Origin of the sequence: Acinetobacter sp. TTH0-4 (assembly GCF_015602665.1) — a bacterium.
Classification (GTDB): domain Bacteria; phylum Pseudomonadota; class Gammaproteobacteria; order Pseudomonadales; family Moraxellaceae; genus Acinetobacter; species Acinetobacter albensis.
In genome coordinates, this window is record NZ_CP059079.1 from 1,738,883 (window position 1) to 1,755,222 (window position 16,340).

A 16,340-nucleotide genomic window follows, 5' to 3' on the forward strand; every position below is an offset into this window, starting at 1 on the left:
CAATATAAGTGTACCTATTTACTTTATTTTTCTAACAATTGAAAATCTCGAATAGAAAGTTCACTGACTTTACCGCGCCAAATCCATTTGAGTTTTGATTCTAAAAATTGATCGCCTTCAAACCAGACAAATAAGCCTTCCATCATTTTGGGCCAGTCTTCTTGGCTAATGCTCTTATGCCCAGAAATAACAGCAATAATCGCCGCTAAAATAGTGTCATGACTGACAGCCAAACTTAAACCAAACTGATTTTGCGGATGTGCGTTATAAATCAGTTCCAATACATCCACCACACCCGAAATTGGGTGTTTCATCCCAGGTAAAGCATTATTCACAAAACTGTTAATAAAACCTAAAGCCCCTTGTTTTCGAAAATAAGGACCTGCTTGTTTAATATCCAATACAAAACTACCTGGCTCGACCAGCAACCCTTGCTCAACAATTTCGATATGATGAGTATTTTGGACAGATGTATTAGAGTCAGCACCTTGAATCATTAAAGCGGCTGTATCTACACAGCGCTGTATCGGACTTGAAATGCAGTGTTGAATACTTCGGTCTGTATTCTCAATTAAATAACATCCCCAAGCCTCTGCTAATTCTCGACCTTGGGAAGTCAATTGTAAATCATAGCCAGCCAAGCCCTGACCCGATACCATTTCACGAATAGAATGACGAGTAAATAAAGTGACAGGGACTTTTGCTTCTGGCAATAAATCAATTGCTTTGAGCATACTTTTAGGAAGGAGGTCTAACGCCATGATGCAGCCAAAAATTAAACATGGTTCGCCATACTATAGCATGTTACAGCGTGGACTTATTCGTTGTTCGCCATAAGTCGCAATGCTTGAAATGCAATATTTTTCATTTCGATAGTCTTAAAAGCGATAAAACCCTTGTTTAATAAGCTGTCTCTTTGATTATATTGAAAATCCTTTCCTTGCAAGCTGACCAGCCCACCACCAATACGCTCAAGTAAACATTGTCCTGCACTGGTATCCCATTCGCTGGTCGGATGGAAACGGGGATAAATATCTATCTTTCCCTCTAAAATCATACAAAATTTATAAGCACTCCCTGCTTTGAATTCAACAATTTCAAATGACTTTTTGAGTATTTTTACATATTTTGCATACTGAGTTTTACCTTGATCACTTTGACTGAGCCCAATTTGAATCGCTGTAGTCGTTGCTTGATCTTCAACATAGCTTCCCCAGCGCTGGTTTTTAATTTCAAACTTTAAAGGCATCCCTTGTTTTGGGCAAATATACAACGTTTGCTCCTCTGGAATGGCTAAAATCGCAAAAATCGTCTGTGTACCCTCAACCAGACTTAAATTAATTGTAAATTCAGTTCGCTTATGCAGAAACTCCTTAGTTCCATCTAGAGGGTCGAGTAACCAAAAAGTTTGCCATTGTTTACGTTGCGTATTATTTCCCTCTTCAGACAAAACTGGAATGTCTGGAAAATTTCTTCGCAATTCTGCTACTATAAATTCATTCACCCGATAATCAGCCTGCGTTACAGGTGAATGGTCACTTTTTTTCTCAATATCAAAAGCAACACCTGAACAATAAGCACGATATTCTGCTCGCAAAATTTCACAGGCCTGTGTCACAATGGGGATCAATTGTAAAATCAAAGCATCTTGTGGTGCTGTTGTTGTTCTAAACATAGATTACCTTTATATGCCAAATAACTTAAAAAAACCGACGATCATTTTCGATATGGACGGTACACTTCTTGACCTTGCCTATGATGATTTCATTTGGAATCACCAACTTCCTACTCGTTATGCAGAAACACATAGCTGTACTTTAGAACAAAGCAGCCAAGCATTATTTCAATTTTATCAAGAACATAATCATACTCTAAACTGGTACTCAACTCGCTTCTGGAGTGCCAAAGTAGGACTCGATACGCTTGCCCTACAACATGAATTTAAACATAAAGTTGCACTACGTAGTGGTTGCATGGAATTACTTGATGCTTTAAAAGCACAGGATTACCCATGCTGGATTGCGACCAATGCTGACTGTGCAGGACTTCAGTTTAAGCTTGAACAAATGCAAATTGCCCATTATTTTGATGTAATAATCAGTAGTGAAAGTATCGGCTACGCCAAAGAGTCAATTGAGTTTTGGCAAAATTTACATACTTTGCATCCCTTTTGTCTAGATTCAGCTTATTTTATAGATGACACAGAAAAAGTACTCAACAGTGCAAAAAAATTTGGTATCGCCAATTTAATTACTATTGCTCAGTCCTCATCTAAAGGGAAGATAAGAGTTGAGAGTGCTTATCCTATTTTAAATCATTTGACTGACTTAATGCAGATGTTAGAACACACTGAGGATATGAAAAAATATGCCTAATTCTTCTCAACAAACTGATGTTGAAAGTATGCGTGTCGATAAATGGTTGTGGGTTGCACGTTTTTTTAAAACGCGTTCCATTTCAAAAGCAGCCATTGAAGGTGGTAAAGTTCACCATAATGGTGAGCGGGTCAAAGTCTCAAAAGAAGTACGTGTCGGTATGGAACTCACTATTCGGCAAGGTTTTGATCAAAAAACTGTGGTCATACAATCGTTATCGGCCATACGTGGCGCAGCACCGATTGCACAACAACTTTATACAGAAACCGAAGTCAGTATTGCACGAAGAGAGTTGCTTGCAACCCAAAGAAAGTTGCATAATCTAGCGCGGCCTGAACATCGACCTGATAAAAAAGATCGTCGGCAAATGAGTAAATTTAAACAAAACAATGATCAGCAATTAGACCAAGACTGGTCTTATAGTCATGATTAATTTAAGCGTCATATTCTGTCGTACCCGACTGAATTGATATAGAACATAAAGAATGAATCTGTCACTATACTGAAGTGGAACACGTTTTAAAGTTACACATCCACTTAAGTTAATAATTTTGTGACATCGCTTTGAGGTTGTGAGATGGATGATAATAAAAGTAAGGCGCTCAATGCTGCCTTAAGCCAAATTGAAAAACAATTTGGTAAAAACACAGTAATGCGTCTAGGTGATAATACCGTACTGGCTGTTGAAGCCGTCTCTACGGGTTCTTTAACACTGGATATTGCACTCGGTATTGGTGGCTTACCTAAAGGTCGTATCGTTGAAATTTACGGGCCTGAATCCTCTGGTAAAACCACAATGACTTTGCAAGCGATTGCAGAATGTCAAAAAGCGGGTGGTACATGCGCTTTCATCGATGCCGAACATGCGCTTGATCCACAATATGCACGTAAGCTTGGTGTAGACCTTGATAACCTTTTAGTTTCTCAACCAGACCACGGTGAGCAGGCACTTGAAATTGCCGACATGTTAGTACGCTCTGGCGCTGTCGATATGATTGTTGTCGATTCCGTTGCTGCCCTTACCCCTCGTGCAGAAATTGAAGGTGAAATGGGCGACTCACACATGGGACTACAGGCCCGTTTGATGAGTCAGGCATTACGTAAAATTACTGGTAATGCAAAACGCTCAAACTGTATGGTGATCTTTATTAACCAAATTCGTATGAAGATTGGTGTAATGTTTGGTAGCCCTGAAACAACAACTGGTGGTAACGCACTTAAATTCTACGCTTCAGTACGTTTAGATATCCGTCGTATTGGTCAAGTGAAAGAAGGTGATGAAATTGTCGGTTCTGAAACACGTGTTAAAGTCGTGAAGAATAAAATGGCACCTCCATTCAAAGAGGCGTTATTCCAAATTCTCTATGGTAAAGGTGTTAATCAACTCGGTGAACTGGTTGATCTTGCTGTGGCTCAAGAACTGGTACAAAAAGCAGGTGCATGGTATTCATATCAAGGCAATAAAATTGGTCAAGGTAAAAACAACGTGATTCGTCACCTTGAGGAAAATCCTCAAATTGCACAAGAACTTGATCGCCTTATTCGCGAGAAACTCTTGACGCCTGTGACTACGCCAATTGAAGAAAAAGATGAAATCGAACCTGATTTACTAGACGCTTAATCACGATTTGTTTTCAAACGCTATCCACCTTAAACTGTAAAACGCCTTGCGAGGCGTTTTTTATTTGATTCAATAGAACCCTATTATGAGCGATCCAAAATTTCCTAAAATGCTTGACTATGATCTACTCAAGCAAGAATTGAATGATTCACACTTAAAGTCAGCAACAGATTCTTCTCTCAACCATCTAGCACCTGAAGCCTTACATTTTGAAGATCACCCGTCAACTAAAGTAGAAGGTCTCACAGGTTCACGTTTACGTTCTTACGCTTTTGCAGTACTTACACGCAAAGAATATTCAAAATCTGAGTTGGTTGAAAAACTGGCTTTGTATGCAGCACATCGAGATGAAGTTTTAAAGCTGGTCGAAGAATTAGCAAAAGAAAATTACCAAAGCGACCAACGTATGGCAGAAACGATGCTGTCGAGTCAAAAACGCAAAGGAAAAGGGCCAAACCGCATAAAACTGGCATTAAAATCAAAAAAAATAGACAGCAGCTTAATTCAAGAAGAATTAAAAGAAACAGATTGGAATGAACAAGCATATCAACTTAAAGTTAAAAAATACGGTACTCAAGTCGAAAAAGAAGCCAAATTAAAAGCCAAACAAATACGTTTTTTGATGTATCGAGGATTTGAAATGGATGCGATTATTAAAGCGATTACAAGAAAAGAAGATGACATTTAGAAAATAGAAAATAGAAAATAGAAAATAGAAAATAGAAAATAGAAAATAGAAAATAGAAAATAGAAAATAGAAAATAGAAAATAGAAAATAGAAAATAGAAAATAGAAAATAGAAAATAGAAAATAGAAAATAGAAAATAGAAAATAAGGATTATTATTTTAGAAACTGGTGGCAACCCCACTAGCAAAACTTCGGCACATCATAGTTCTGTTACCGTTGCTACCTTCCGGTCCTGGCGGGGTTCACAGAGTACAATTGCGAAGCCACCAGCGGGGCTACCATTGCAAGAACAGAGTATAGAGATTTTTAATCAACTTGCAAGTATAGAAGCGACATTTATAATGGCATTGCTTGTGTTTGCTTATTAAAAAAACAATTTGCATTAAAAACGATATTTTATTTATTTTTATGAACTAAATCATTTACTTTAAAACTACGACAACATTGCAAATCTATATTGCATTTCAGGGGATTGACGTCTTTAATGTGGTCATGTCTTTTAAATCGCTATAGCTCTAAAGTTAGGTATTTAGAATGTAGCAATGAATACGAAATGGATATTTTTTATGATACTTAAAAAGCACACATTGTGTGTTGTTGCTCTCATGAGCTCAACTTTACTGTATGCCAATGTGCCGATTGAATCTCGAGGATTAAGCCAAAATAGTACAACTGATGCCAATAGTGTAGCCATAAGCTCTGGCGCTATCACGGCAAATGTTCCTACAAATTTGAATTGGCAAATGATGCAAAAAAATCAGCAATTAGAAAATGATTTACGTGAACTACGGGGTAAAATTGAAGAGCAAGATAATGAAATTGAAAAACTTAAACATGAACTAACTAATCGCTATACAGACTTGGATCAACGATTAGAACTTCTACAACAGAAAATAGATCCAGAACCGACTGCGCCAGAGGAGGAAAACCAACAGGATATTTCTCCCAGTCCAGCAGACGCTAACACCCCAATAGGATCAGGTACAACCTCTACTTCACCAGAGACCGTCTCCACTACTCAGAATGCAACTGAAATGGATAAAGCGGCCTATACTGTAGCACTAGATGCTTACAAGCAAGGTGGAGCAAAAAAAGCCATTGCACCGATGCAAAACTTTATTAAGAACAACCCGAATAGTGTTTATATTAGCAATGCCTATTTTTGGTTAGCAGAGTTTAATTTAGCCATTGAACCGACCAATTATACTGAAGCAAAAAAGAATTATAATATTGTAGCCAACCAATACCCCAATTCCGCTAAAGCAGCACGTGCACTGTATCAACTTTATAATATTGCTAAAGATGTAGACCGAAATACTACACTTTCAAATCAACTCAAAACTAAACTCATTAAAAACTACCCAACCTCAGAAGAGGCTGGATATTTTAAAAAATAAAAAAAAGACACCGAATACGGTGTCTTTTTTTAAATCAAATACTGAGTTAACGTACAATACCACGCTTAGATTGCTCTAAAGAGTCAATTAATAATTGAACCTCAGCAACTTCAGGCAGTATGTCTAGACGAATCTGTTGAAGCGCTTGCTCAGTCGTTAAACCATCTTTATAAATCAGCTTAAATGCTTGGCGAAGACCTTGAATAACATTCTTGGACCAACCCTTACGACGCATTCCTTCCACATTCATAGAAAAAGCATGTGCTGGATTACCAGAAACCATCACATAAGCAGGTACATCTTTTAAAATTAACGAAGCACCACCAATCATGCTGTAAGAATCAATTTTACAGAATTGATGAATACCTGAATTTCCACCGACTACGACATAATCCCCAATATGAACATGCCCAGCCACACCAACATTATTGGCAAAAATATTATGATCACCAATGACACAATCATGTGCGATATGGGTATTCACCATAAGGAGGTTATGACTGCCAATCTTGGTTAAACCTTGGTCTTGGGTAGTACCGCGATGTAAACTGCAATGTTCACGAATACGATTATGATCGCCAATTTCAAGCCATGTTTCTTCGCCAGCATATTTCAAATCTTGACAAATTTCACCCACACTCGAAAATTGAAAAATTTCATTATTTTTTCCAATTTTGGTGTATCCCCCAATCACTACATGTGAATGTAGCTGAGTGCCTTCACCAATCGAAACCTGTGGTCCAACAATAGAATAAGGACCAATTCTTACATCTGCGGCAATAACAGCAGATGGATCAATGATAGCGGTTGGGTGAATTAAATCGTTATTACTCATGCCTGCTCTATTTTTTGATGCGAAACCATAATTTCCGCAGTTGTTGCTACAACACCATCAACAGTAGCAATACAATTATATTTGTAAATGCCACGTTTATGCATTACCAGCTCCGATTTTAAAACGAGTTGGTCACCTGCAACAACCTGTTTTTTAAAACGAACCTTTTCTGCCCCTGCAAAAAGGAATAAAGAACCTTCACTTGGTTTTTCATTATTCATAATAAAACCAAGTATACCAGAGACTTGAGCTAAGGCCTCAACAATTAATACACCTGGCATAATCGGATAGCCTGGGAAATGTCCCTGTAAAAACTCTTCATTAATTGAAACGTTTTTATAACCCACAATCGCATTATCAGTCACATCGACAATACGATCGACCAATAAAAATGGATAGCGGTGAGGTAAATATTCACGAATTTGTTGAATGTGCATTGGCAATTCAGGTTTCGTAAATGCAGCAGTATTCGACTCAGTCATCATATTCTATTTACGCTTAAAAGTTGATTCAAGGGACTCAATTTGAGTCTGCATATGATCAATCCGTTTGAGCAGTTGGGTCAATGGCACATCTGCTAATTGTTTAAAGCGAATTGCAGCACGCTTCCAAGGCAAACTTTCCAACATAGGTGTACCTGAAGAATAGCTTCCTGCTTCGGAAATACTTTTTGTGACCATTGACATTCCCGTTATGGTCACATTATCTGCAATATTAATATGCCCTACTACACCAACACCACCTGCTAAGACACAGTTTTTGCCTATGATCGTGCTTCCTGCAATACCGCATTTGGCAGCTAGCGCAGTATGTGTACCAATTTTAACATTGTGTGCAATTTGCACAAGGTTATCAATAATGACACCATCTTCAAGAATAGTGTCATCCAATGCACCACGATCAATACTACAATTTGACCCAATTCTGACATCATGACCAATTTTAACTGAGCCTAATTGTGCAATCCGATGCCATTTTCCTTGATAAGGTGCAAAACCGAAACCTTCACCACCTATTACAGTATTGGCATGAATACGAACCCGATTCCCTATTTTCGTTTCACCCGTTAAAGTCACATGTGAATCTATGAAACATTGTTGCCCAATTTCGACATCATGATCAATTTTAACGTGCGACTGGATAATCGTTTGCTCACCCACAATACATTTTTCACCAATCACGACAAAGTGTCCAATATATGCACTCTGAGCTATGATTGCTGATGGATGAATTTGTGCAGTATCTTCTATTCCTTTTTGTTCACATTTTTTTTCAAAAACATGTGTCAGAATTGCAAAAGCGAGATAAGGATTCGCAACCACGATAAAATTATGATGATTGCTCAATTGATTTTTCAATGATGCAGTAACAATCAAGGCACCTGCTTTTGAAGCCTGTGCCTGATCTAAATATTTATCCGCGTTTACAAATGCAAGATGTCTTGCTTGAGCTAGATCAAGGCTAGCTAATCCTTCTAGTTGCAAATCAGATTGACCAACAAACTCGCCTTGTACAAGACGAGCAAGATCTTCTAAACAAAATTGTCTATGATTCATTGATTATTTAATAGCATTGACCTTTTGGATCATTTTATCAGTTAAATCATATTTAGGGTCATAAGCAAGCGCGGTATTTTTATTCAAAACACCATCAAAGTTATTTTCTTTACGCAATTGCTCAGCAACTTGTTTCACTTGTCTATCTAAGGTTTGATTCATCACTTGAATTGAAGATTGAACACTCGTCTGCAATGCTTGTTGAATTGAATTAAACTCTTTAAGTTTCGCCTGATATTGAGCGGCCATTTTTTGCTGTTCAGCTTGAGATAAATTGGTGCTCTGTTGCGCACGTGTCTGAATCGCTTCCAACTCTTTGCCTAATTGCTCAAGTTTAGTGGTTTGCGGCTTCATTTTTTGCTGTAAAGAGGTATTTTGTTGTTTCAAATAAGTGCTATTTTCCACAACTTTTTCTAAATCAACAACACCGTAACCTGCAGCATGCACCACAGAGCTACTCGCAATCCCAGCAAAAATCAGAACTGATAATATTTTATTCATTTTAATGTCCTTTTAAATTTTCTAAGGTTGCCACTTAGAAAGTACGACCGATTTCAAACTGGATATTTTTAGTTTCGTCACCAGCTTTATCATTTATTGGGTATGCATAGCTTAGCGAAAGAGGACCAATCATGGTAATCCAAGTAAAGCCTACGCCTACGCTATAACGGAAGTTATCTGCATCAAAACCAAAGTTGTCTTCACAATATTTTTTAGCATCTACACCTGGATCATTCGGTGTTCCTTGTAAGTACAAAGCTCCGCTTGGAATGCTACATTGTGTATCAAATACTTGTGCACCTTCTGCAAAGAGCACAGGACGTATTTGACGTGTCCAATCCCCTTTAAACGGTAAAGGCAAAGCAAGTTCAGCACCAAATTGCACCAAGGCATTTCCGCCTACTTCCTCAGGGTCATAATCTATTTGACGTGACTCATTATAGGTTACGCCTGGATACTTAGGTCCGAGTGTACTATTGTCATAGCCACGAACTGAACCAAAACCACCTGCATAGAAATTTTTATAGAATGGCAGATCATTACCATAACCTAACTTACCGTAACCACGTAAAACAAAGTCATAGGGTAAAGGGAAAAATGCCTGAGCATCATAAGTCAGTTTCTGATATTCAACATCACTGCCTGGTAGTGCAATTTCACCATTCACACGATGAGACATACCTGATGTCGGGAATACAGGGCGGTTTAACGTATTGTATGACCAACCCAAGTTCAAGTTATAAGTTAAAAAATCACCTTTGAATTGATCTTCAAAATCAACCAACCCTACAGCCTGTTGGTTATTATCTAAACATTTATCAGGAGTATCATAACCCTCAGGAGGTGTCGTAGGTCTTTCTTTACCATTAAGTTGATCCAGTGCTGCTTGTGAATATAACGTCGCAATACAAACATCTTGACGAGTATTTGTGGCTTTTCCGCCATTTGCTTTTAAATAGTCACGCACATAGGTTGATACATAAGGACCCGTCGTTACTTCAGTTTGGTCAATATTTAAACCCGCACTAATACTCTGGTTTTCATCAATTGGATAACCAAAGCTAATCCCTCCACCAAAACTGTCTGTGACGTAATTATTAACGTTATAATCATCATCTAACTTGGTTTTGCGGTAATACATGTTGTAACCACGACGCACACCATCAATAGTAAAGTATGGATCAGTGACACTTAAATTATAATAGTCTTGTGTTTCTGAACGAGACAAATCAACTGAAACACTATTCCCTGTACCCAAGAAATTGGTCTGACTTAAACCTGCTTGGAAAGTAATACCGCCACTTTGTGAAAAACCTACAGCAAGTGTACTCGTACCTGAATGTTGTTCTTCAACATTCACATTTAAATCGACCTGATCAGGCACATTTGGAATACGTGCTGGCTTAATATCGACAGTTTTAAAGAAACCTGTACGTTCTAAACGAACTTTTGATAGATCAATTTTTTCGTTACTGGCTAAAGCACCTTCCATTTGACGCATTTCACGACGTAAAACTTCATCTGCCGTTTTAGTGTTGCCCGCAAAATTAATACGACGTACAGTCACCTGTTGCCCTGGATTAATATAATAATTCAAATCAACCAATTTGGTTTCTTTGTTAATCTCGGGAACCATATTCACTTCGGCATAGTAATAACCGGCATTACCATACTTACGTAACAACAATTGCTTAACCGCATTTACTTTTTCTTGAGAATACGTCTCGCCATCTTTATAAATTTGTAAGACTTTTAATTCTTCTGGTTTATAAAGTGCATCACCTAAAAATTTGGTTTGACCAAATTTAAACTCTTCACCTTCTTCAACAGATACTTCGATAAAAATGTTCTTTTTATCTTCACTTAAGTTCAAGTTTGAATTGGTAATATTAAAATTGATATAACCTTTATTCAAATATAAAGCGCGTAGTGCTTCAAGGCTTGCCGCCATTTTTTCACGCGCATAGCGATCATTACGAGTAACAATTGAACTCCATGCACTCTCTTTTACTGCAAAAGCTTGTTTGATTTCACTTTCTTTAAAGACAGTGTTACCAATAATATTGATATCAACAACTTTAGCCGCTTTGCCTTCCACAAACTCAATGCTTAAATCTACGCGATTATTAGGACGAGCTGTAGTCACAACTTTAACATCAGCGTCGTAACGACCTTGCTGCATATATTGTTGTTCAAGTTCAGTTTCTATGGTTTGCAAAGCAGATTTTTTCAAAACCTCGCCTTCCGCAATACCCATTTTTTTCAAACCTTCATCTAAGGCTTCTTTGGGAATAAGTTTATTCCCTTTAAACTCCACCTTAGAAATCAGCGGACGTTCAACCACTGCGAAAACAAGCGTATCTGCATTTTGAGAGACTTTAATATCATCAAACAAGCCAGTGGCATACAAAGCACGAATCGCATTTGCAATAGTCACATCATTGACACGATCACCTGCATTAATGGGCAATACCCCATAAACATTTGCTGGCGTTAAACGGACAAGTCCGTCAATTTTGATATCGCGGACAATGAACTCATCTGCTGCATATACTTTTTGTACTGCTGCCATTGCACTAATAAGCGCCAAAGGCATAAATAAATGTGTGTGCTGCATGCCAGTCTTTTCCGATGTTAATTTATTTCATAGTAACGTTGTTATAAACGCATAAAATCATTGAATAATGCAAGGAGCATCATACTACCGAGCAGTACCATACCAACTTTTAAACCAACCAATTGTATTTGTTCAGAAACAGGTTTACCACGAATCAATTCAATAAAATAGTAAATTAAATGTCCGCCATCAAGCATCGGGATAGGTAATAAATTTAAAATTCCTAAACTTACACTCATTAACGCCATAAAAGAAATAAAGGTTTGCCAACCCATTTCTGCACTTTGTCCAGCCACTTTAGCAATGGTAATTGGACCAGATAAATTATCCAAACCGATTAAACCACGTACCATTTTGACAATCGAGTTCAAAATCATACTTGAAATTTGACCGGTTTTATCAACAGCCATACCGAAAGCTTCAGCAGGATTATACTGAATCGTTTGTTTATAATCCGCAGGAATATTTATTTTCCCAGGAATACTTTGCACACCTAAAACCCCAGAAACATTGCCCATATTGTCACGCTGTGCTTGTGGCATGACTTGCAACTGCATTCTCTGATTTTGGCGTAACACATCTATTTTCAAAAGTTTTTCTGGTGAAGCTTGAATAATCTGTACAACATCAAACCAATCTTTTACTTTCACACCATCAATTGCAAGAATTTGATCGCCTTGTTTCATGCCCTGACGTATTGCCGCACCATCTGCACTTAATTTGGTCGCAATAGCAGGAATATGAGGACGATAAGGAGTAAAACCTAAACTCTCCAACGCAGATTGATTTTGATTTTTAAGAAAATCTTGTATCGGTAATTTAAATGTTTGAATTTGTCCTGCACGGTCAGCTTGAATTTCAATCGAGCCTGTTTCACCTACACGATTCACTAAAGCAAAATTCAGTTTTTCCCATGTTTTAGTTTCATTTCCATCTACTGCGGTAATTTTGTCACCGACCTGCATCTGAACTGAAGCGGCTGGTGTGTTGGGTAACACTTTACCAACACGAGTGTTTAATTGTTCTTGTGTCGGTAAGAATAAGATCCAAAACAACACTACTGCAAAAGCTAAATTGATTAACGGACCTGCCGCTACAATCGCAATTCGTTTCCACGGAGATTGACGATTAAATGCTTTCGGTAAATCTTCTTCCGCAACATTACCTTCGCGCTCATCTAACATTTTGACATAGCCGCCTAAAGGCAAGGCGGACAGCTGATATTGGATACCTGATTTTTTAGATGTCCATTTCAACAGCGTAGGACCAAAACCAATAGAATAAACTAAAACTTTAACGCCTAATTTTCGTGCAACAATATAATGCCCAAACTCATGAATTGCGATGAGAGGCCCAAGCAGAAGAATTGCTGCCATAATAATAAACAAGGCATTCATGCTTTAGCTTCCTGTATTCAGGACAATCTGATCAGCAACAGAACGTGCCAAGAGATCTGCCTGTAAAATGAGTTCAATTGAATTTGCCGCACCATTTTCAACGTGATTTAACGTCTTTTCAACGACCTGCGAAATTTCATCAAATCTAATCGAATGATTCAAGAATGCTGCAACAGCAACTTCATTTGCAGCATTCAAAATAGTCGGTGCCAACCTTCCACTTTGCATCGCTTGACGTGCAAGCTTTAATGCAGGAAACCGAACAGTATCAGGTTCTTGAAAGTCCAAACGATGATTTACAAACAAATCCAGTGCAGGCACATGCGTTTGTATTCGTTCTGGCCACGCCAGTGCATGCGCAATCGGCGTACACATATCAGGATTGCCCATTTGTGCCAAAGTCGAACCATCCACATATTGAACCATGGAATGGATAATACTCTGTGGATGCACCACTACTGTTACAAACTGTTCTGAAATTGCAAACAAGTGGCAAGCTTCAATCAACTCTAAACCTTTGTTCATCAATGTAGCCGAGTCAACAGAAATTTTTTGACCCATCGACCAATTTGGATGCTTACATGCTTGTGCAGGCGTAACATTTTTTAATTGATCTAAATCATAATGCAAAAATGGGCCACCCGAGGCAGTCAATAAAATTTGTGCAACCCCCTTTTGAGGTTGTCCATTCCGCTCTGCCTGTAAATAACCTTCAGGTAAACACTGAAAAATTGCATTGTGTTCAGAATCGACTGGAAGTAATACAGCGTGATGATCTCGCGCAGCTTGCATCATGATATCGCCAGACATCACAAGCGCTTCTTTATTGGCCAGTAAAACACGTTTTCCCGATTTTACTGCTGCCAATGTGGGCAACAAGCCAGCTGCACCCACAATGGCCGCCATTACCACATCTACATCTGAATGTTCAGCAACAGCAATTAAGCCAGCTTCATCAGTCAAAATTTCAATATGATTCAGATGCTGATTTTTGAAATATTGTCGCAGTTCATCTACTTTATTGGATGGAATAACTACCACTTGTGGATGATACTGTTTGCATATTTCAACCAATTCTAAAATTCGGCTGTATGCCGTCACCGCAAATACAGAATACTTTTCAGGATGCTGTTGCAGAATTTTTAAGGTACTTTGACCAATTGAACCCGTAGCACCTAATATACAAACAGATTGTGACATCTATAAATCTACACCAATAAGTTTTAAAACATACATGCTTGCAGCAAAAATTGGAGCAGCAGCCAGCAGTGAGTCTATACGATCCAATACCCCACCATGTCCTGGTAAGATACGACCTGAATCTTTAATTCCCGAGCGGCGCTTCAGCATAGATTCAAATAAATCACCCAAGACAGAGCTAAATACTGTCACAACCGACAAAATCAGGAATAATAAATGCTGAGCCAACGTTAAATTTAAATATAAAACTTCAACAGCCACCACGATCAACATTGCAGTAAACACACCACCGTATAGACCTTCTAAAGATTTATTTGGACTGACATTGGGAGCAAGCTTTCTTTTACCAAACTTACGGCCAACAAAATATGCACCACTGTCCGCACCCCATACCAGTAAAAACAGGTACATGAGCCACCAAGGCGAACTTTGCCATACAGAAAAAATTGCAGTCACTGCGGCTGAAATTAAGATAAAACCTAAAATATTCAGTGTTGAATTATACCAACCATCATAATTTGGATAAGATTTAACCCATACAATACTTAAAAGCCAAGACAATATCGAAGCGGACCAAAGCAATAAAGCAATGTCATTAAAATATAATGCTAAGGCTGCTAGAGCTGCCGTTGCAGCACCATACATCCACGCAATAGGTTTAACAGGATTTTTATTTTTTCTTGGCATAAGTTTAAACCACTCATACCCCGCCACCCCTGCGGCTACAATCATCAGCATAAACATTGGATACTGAGACTGTGTAGCAAACATACAACTCAGCACGACTGCTACCAATACCAATGCGGTTATAATCCGCTCTAACATGTATTAATTCTCAATTTTCTTTTGTTGGAGTTGCTCTGAGGTTTTCCCAAAACGACGTTCTCGCCCAGCAAAAACTGCTAGCGCATCATCGAATTCTTCAACTGTAAACTCAGGCCATAACGTTTGGCTAAAATATAGCTCAGCATATGCTGCTTGCCAAAGTAAAAAGTTCGATAAGCGGAAATCACCACCGGTACGAATCAGTAAATCTACAGCAGGTAAATCTGCCATACTTACATGTTGCCCAAAAAGCTCAACATTTATATCTTCAACAGCAACTTTATTTGCCACAACCTTAAGTGCAATTTGTTGCGCAGCATGTGCAATATCCCACATACCACCATAACTAATAGCAATGGTTAAAGTCATGCTATCGAAATTAGCAGTCCTTTGTTCAGCTTGCAACATTAACTCACACAAATGCGCAGATAAACGAGAACGATCACCAATAAAACGTAAAGCTATATTGAATTTTTCCATTCTAGGCAATTGCTCTAAAATAGTTTCTTCCAATAACGCCATGAGTAAATCGACCTCAAATTGAGGTCGATTCCAGTTTTCACTGGAAAATGCAAAAACAGTTAACGCCTGTATTTGATTTTTTCTACAGTGTTCAACAATCGGGTCAAGGACATTTTTCCCTTCACGATGGCCATCACCTTTCTGCATTTGCATTTTTTTAGCAAAACGATTGTTGCCATCCATAATGATGGCAACATGTTTTGGAAGATGCGAATTATCTTCTGATGCGGTCATTCAATGTTAGACCTTCATCAATTCAGCTTCTTTTGCAGCAAGACGTTTATCAACTTCAGCTACAAATTTATCCGTAATTTTTTGAATATCATCTGCCGCACGACGATCATCATCTTCAGAGATTTCTTTGTCTTTAAGCAAAGATTTGATATCACCCAATACATCACGGCGAATATTACGAATCGCAACTTTGGCATTTTCAGCCTCATTACGTGCAACTTTTTGCATGTCACGACGTGTTTCTTCAGTGAGAGCAGGCATAGGTACACGAATTGCGTCAGCAGTAATAGGATTTAAGCCTAAACCTGCTTCACGAATTGCTTTGTCAATTGCTGAAACCATATTACGTTCAAATGGCTGTATCACCAAAGTACGAGCGTCTTCAAGACCCACATTTGCCACTTGATTTAAAGGCACGTCAGAGCCATAGTAAGGAACCATCACCCCATTAAGTATAGAGGGATTTGCACGGCCAGTACGAACTTTAGCAAAACCTTGCTCTAAAGAGTCTAAAGTCTTGTTCATACGGTCTTCACTGTCTTTTTTAAGATCGTTAATCATATGATCTTCCT

17 protein-coding genes and 1 other RNA gene are annotated in these 16,340 nt (G+C 38.3%); 5 read left to right on the forward strand and 13 right to left on the reverse strand.

The window, feature by feature from the left end:
* Window positions 1–23 precede the first annotated feature (23 nt).
* Both H0S58_RS08135 and H0S58_RS08140 read right to left on the reverse strand, forming a co-directional pair.
* Complete coding sequence (locus tag H0S58_RS08135; RefSeq protein WP_195726245.1) at window positions 24–761, reverse strand: histidine phosphatase family protein; 738 nt, start codon at window positions 759–761, stop codon at window positions 24–26.
* A gap of 56 nt (window positions 762–817) precedes the next feature.
* Window positions 818–1,675 (reverse strand): 3'(2'),5'-bisphosphate nucleotidase CysQ, encoded by an 858-nt coding sequence (locus H0S58_RS08140; RefSeq protein WP_195726246.1) that lies wholly within the window; start codon window positions 1,673–1,675, stop codon window positions 818–820.
* A gap of 13 nt (window positions 1,676–1,688) precedes the next feature.
* Here H0S58_RS08140 and H0S58_RS08145 point away from each other — a divergent pair, with 13 nt between their 5' ends.
* From H0S58_RS08145 to H0S58_RS08160, 4 genes are all read left to right on the forward strand, one after another.
* Window positions 1,689–2,375, forward strand: a complete 687-nt coding sequence (locus H0S58_RS08145; protein ID WP_195726247.1) for an HAD hydrolase-like protein — start codon at window positions 1,689–1,691, stop codon at window positions 2,373–2,375.
* Window positions 2,368–2,808, forward strand: coding sequence for an RNA-binding S4 domain-containing protein (locus H0S58_RS08150; protein ID WP_053580131.1), 441 nt, complete (start codon window positions 2,368–2,370; stop codon window positions 2,806–2,808). Before H0S58_RS08145 ends, H0S58_RS08150 begins: the two co-directional genes overlap by 8 nt.
* A 144-nt stretch (window positions 2,809–2,952) precedes the next feature.
* The gene (gene recA / locus H0S58_RS08155) at window positions 2,953–3,996 is read left to right on the forward strand and encodes a recombinase RecA (RefSeq protein ID WP_053580130.1); all 1,044 of its coding nucleotides are present in this window, start codon (window positions 2,953–2,955) and stop codon (window positions 3,994–3,996) included.
* 85 nt (window positions 3,997–4,081) lie between these two features.
* On the forward strand, window positions 4,082–4,684 hold the full coding sequence (locus H0S58_RS08160) for a regulatory protein RecX (protein ID WP_195726248.1): 603 nt from the start codon (window positions 4,082–4,084) through the stop codon (window positions 4,682–4,684).
* A gap of 175 nt (window positions 4,685–4,859) precedes the next feature.
* On the opposite strand, the gene ffs is transcribed toward H0S58_RS08160, so the two are convergent.
* Window positions 4,860–4,956: signal recognition particle sRNA small type (gene ffs / locus H0S58_RS08165), an RNA gene on the reverse strand.
* A gap of 294 nt (window positions 4,957–5,250) precedes the next feature.
* Between ffs and H0S58_RS08170 the strand changes: the two genes are divergently transcribed.
* The gene (locus H0S58_RS08170) at window positions 5,251–6,081 is read left to right on the forward strand and encodes a YbgF trimerization domain-containing protein (RefSeq protein ID WP_053580128.1); all 831 of its coding nucleotides are present in this window, start codon (window positions 5,251–5,253) and stop codon (window positions 6,079–6,081) included.
* A 46-nt stretch (window positions 6,082–6,127) separates the two neighbouring features.
* Here H0S58_RS08170 and lpxA read toward each other — a convergent pair whose 3' ends face one another.
* From lpxA to frr, 10 genes are read right to left on the reverse strand one after another with little or no spacing between them, the layout of a single operon-like run.
* Window positions 6,128–6,916 (reverse strand): acyl-ACP--UDP-N-acetylglucosamine O-acyltransferase, encoded by a 789-nt coding sequence (gene lpxA / locus H0S58_RS08175; protein ID WP_092720812.1) that lies wholly within the window; start codon window positions 6,914–6,916, stop codon window positions 6,128–6,130.
* Window positions 6,913–7,398, reverse strand: a complete 486-nt coding sequence (gene fabZ / locus H0S58_RS08180) for a 3-hydroxyacyl-ACP dehydratase FabZ (RefSeq protein ID WP_171250395.1) — start codon at window positions 7,396–7,398, stop codon at window positions 6,913–6,915. The genes lpxA and fabZ overlap by 4 nt, the downstream gene beginning before the upstream one ends.
* A 6-nt stretch (window positions 7,399–7,404) precedes the next feature.
* Window positions 7,405–8,472 (reverse strand): UDP-3-O-(3-hydroxymyristoyl)glucosamine N-acyltransferase, encoded by a 1,068-nt coding sequence (gene lpxD, locus H0S58_RS08185; RefSeq protein ID WP_195726249.1) that lies wholly within the window; start codon window positions 8,470–8,472, stop codon window positions 7,405–7,407.
* A 3-nt stretch (window positions 8,473–8,475) separates the two neighbouring features.
* Window positions 8,476–8,973, reverse strand: coding sequence for an OmpH family outer membrane protein (locus tag H0S58_RS08190; protein WP_092720814.1), 498 nt, complete (start codon window positions 8,971–8,973; stop codon window positions 8,476–8,478).
* Window positions 8,974–9,007: 34 nt separating this feature from the next.
* On the reverse strand, window positions 9,008–11,590 hold the full coding sequence (gene bamA, locus H0S58_RS08195) for an outer membrane protein assembly factor BamA (protein WP_195726250.1): 2,583 nt from the start codon (window positions 11,588–11,590) through the stop codon (window positions 9,008–9,010).
* A gap of 41 nt (window positions 11,591–11,631) precedes the next feature.
* Window positions 11,632–12,987, reverse strand: a complete 1,356-nt coding sequence (gene rseP, locus H0S58_RS08200) for an RIP metalloprotease RseP (protein ID WP_053580122.1) — start codon at window positions 12,985–12,987, stop codon at window positions 11,632–11,634.
* A 3-nt stretch (window positions 12,988–12,990) separates the two neighbouring features.
* The gene (gene ispC / locus H0S58_RS08205; RefSeq protein WP_195726251.1) at window positions 12,991–14,187 is read right to left on the reverse strand and encodes a 1-deoxy-D-xylulose-5-phosphate reductoisomerase; all 1,197 of its coding nucleotides are present in this window, start codon (window positions 14,185–14,187) and stop codon (window positions 12,991–12,993) included.
* Window positions 14,188–15,012, reverse strand: coding sequence for a phosphatidate cytidylyltransferase (locus H0S58_RS08210; RefSeq protein WP_053580120.1), 825 nt, complete (start codon window positions 15,010–15,012; stop codon window positions 14,188–14,190).
* 3 nt (window positions 15,013–15,015) lie between these two features.
* Entirely contained in the window at window positions 15,016–15,768 is a 753-nt protein-coding gene (gene uppS, locus H0S58_RS08215) for a polyprenyl diphosphate synthase (protein ID WP_053580119.1), read from the reverse strand.
* Between the two features lie 6 nt (window positions 15,769–15,774).
* Complete coding sequence (frr, locus tag H0S58_RS08220) at window positions 15,775–16,329, reverse strand: ribosome recycling factor (protein ID WP_053580118.1); 555 nt, start codon at window positions 16,327–16,329, stop codon at window positions 15,775–15,777.
* Between the last annotated feature and the right edge of the window lie 11 nt (window positions 16,330–16,340).

What these genes read in the sequence shown, in the direction of transcription:
- H0S58_RS08135 (WP_195726245.1), bottom strand. Translation starts at nt 761, where the DNA reads ATGGCGTTAGACCTCCTTCCTAAAAGTATGCTCAAAGCAATTGATTTA.
- H0S58_RS08140 (WP_195726246.1), bottom strand. Translation starts at nt 1,675, where the DNA reads ATGTTTAGAACAACAACAGCACCACAAGATGCTTTGATTTTACAATTG.
- H0S58_RS08145 (WP_195726247.1), top strand. Translation starts at nt 1,689, where the DNA reads ATGCCAAATAACTTAAAAAAACCGACGATCATTTTCGATATGGACGGT.
- H0S58_RS08150 (WP_053580131.1), top strand. Translation starts at nt 2,368, where the DNA reads ATGCCTAATTCTTCTCAACAAACTGATGTTGAAAGTATGCGTGTCGAT.
- recA (WP_053580130.1), top strand. Translation starts at nt 2,953, where the DNA reads ATGGATGATAATAAAAGTAAGGCGCTCAATGCTGCCTTAAGCCAAATT.
- H0S58_RS08160 (WP_195726248.1), top strand. Translation starts at nt 4,082, where the DNA reads ATGAGCGATCCAAAATTTCCTAAAATGCTTGACTATGATCTACTCAAG.
- H0S58_RS08170 (WP_053580128.1), top strand. Translation starts at nt 5,251, where the DNA reads ATGATACTTAAAAAGCACACATTGTGTGTTGTTGCTCTCATGAGCTCA.
- lpxA (WP_092720812.1), bottom strand. Translation starts at nt 6,916, where the DNA reads ATGAGTAATAACGATTTAATTCACCCAACCGCTATCATTGATCCATCT.
- fabZ (WP_171250395.1), bottom strand. Translation starts at nt 7,398, where the DNA reads ATGACTGAGTCGAATACTGCTGCATTTACGAAACCTGAATTGCCAATG.
- lpxD (WP_195726249.1), bottom strand. Translation starts at nt 8,472, where the DNA reads ATGAATCATAGACAATTTTGTTTAGAAGATCTTGCTCGTCTTGTACAA.
- H0S58_RS08190 (WP_092720814.1), bottom strand. Translation starts at nt 8,973, where the DNA reads ATGAATAAAATATTATCAGTTCTGATTTTTGCTGGGATTGCGAGTAGC.
- bamA (WP_195726250.1), bottom strand. Translation starts at nt 11,590, where the DNA reads ATGCAGCACACACATTTATTTATGCCTTTGGCGCTTATTAGTGCAATG.
- rseP (WP_053580122.1), bottom strand. Translation starts at nt 12,987, where the DNA reads ATGAATGCCTTGTTTATTATTATGGCAGCAATTCTTCTGCTTGGGCCT.
- ispC (WP_195726251.1), bottom strand. Translation starts at nt 14,187, where the DNA reads ATGTCACAATCTGTTTGTATATTAGGTGCTACGGGTTCAATTGGTCAA.
- H0S58_RS08210 (WP_053580120.1), bottom strand. Translation starts at nt 15,012, where the DNA reads ATGTTAGAGCGGATTATAACCGCATTGGTATTGGTAGCAGTCGTGCTG.
- uppS (WP_053580119.1), bottom strand. Translation starts at nt 15,768, where the DNA reads ATGACCGCATCAGAAGATAATTCGCATCTTCCAAAACATGTTGCCATC.
- frr (WP_053580118.1), bottom strand. Translation starts at nt 16,329, where the DNA reads ATGATTAACGATCTTAAAAAAGACAGTGAAGACCGTATGAACAAGACT.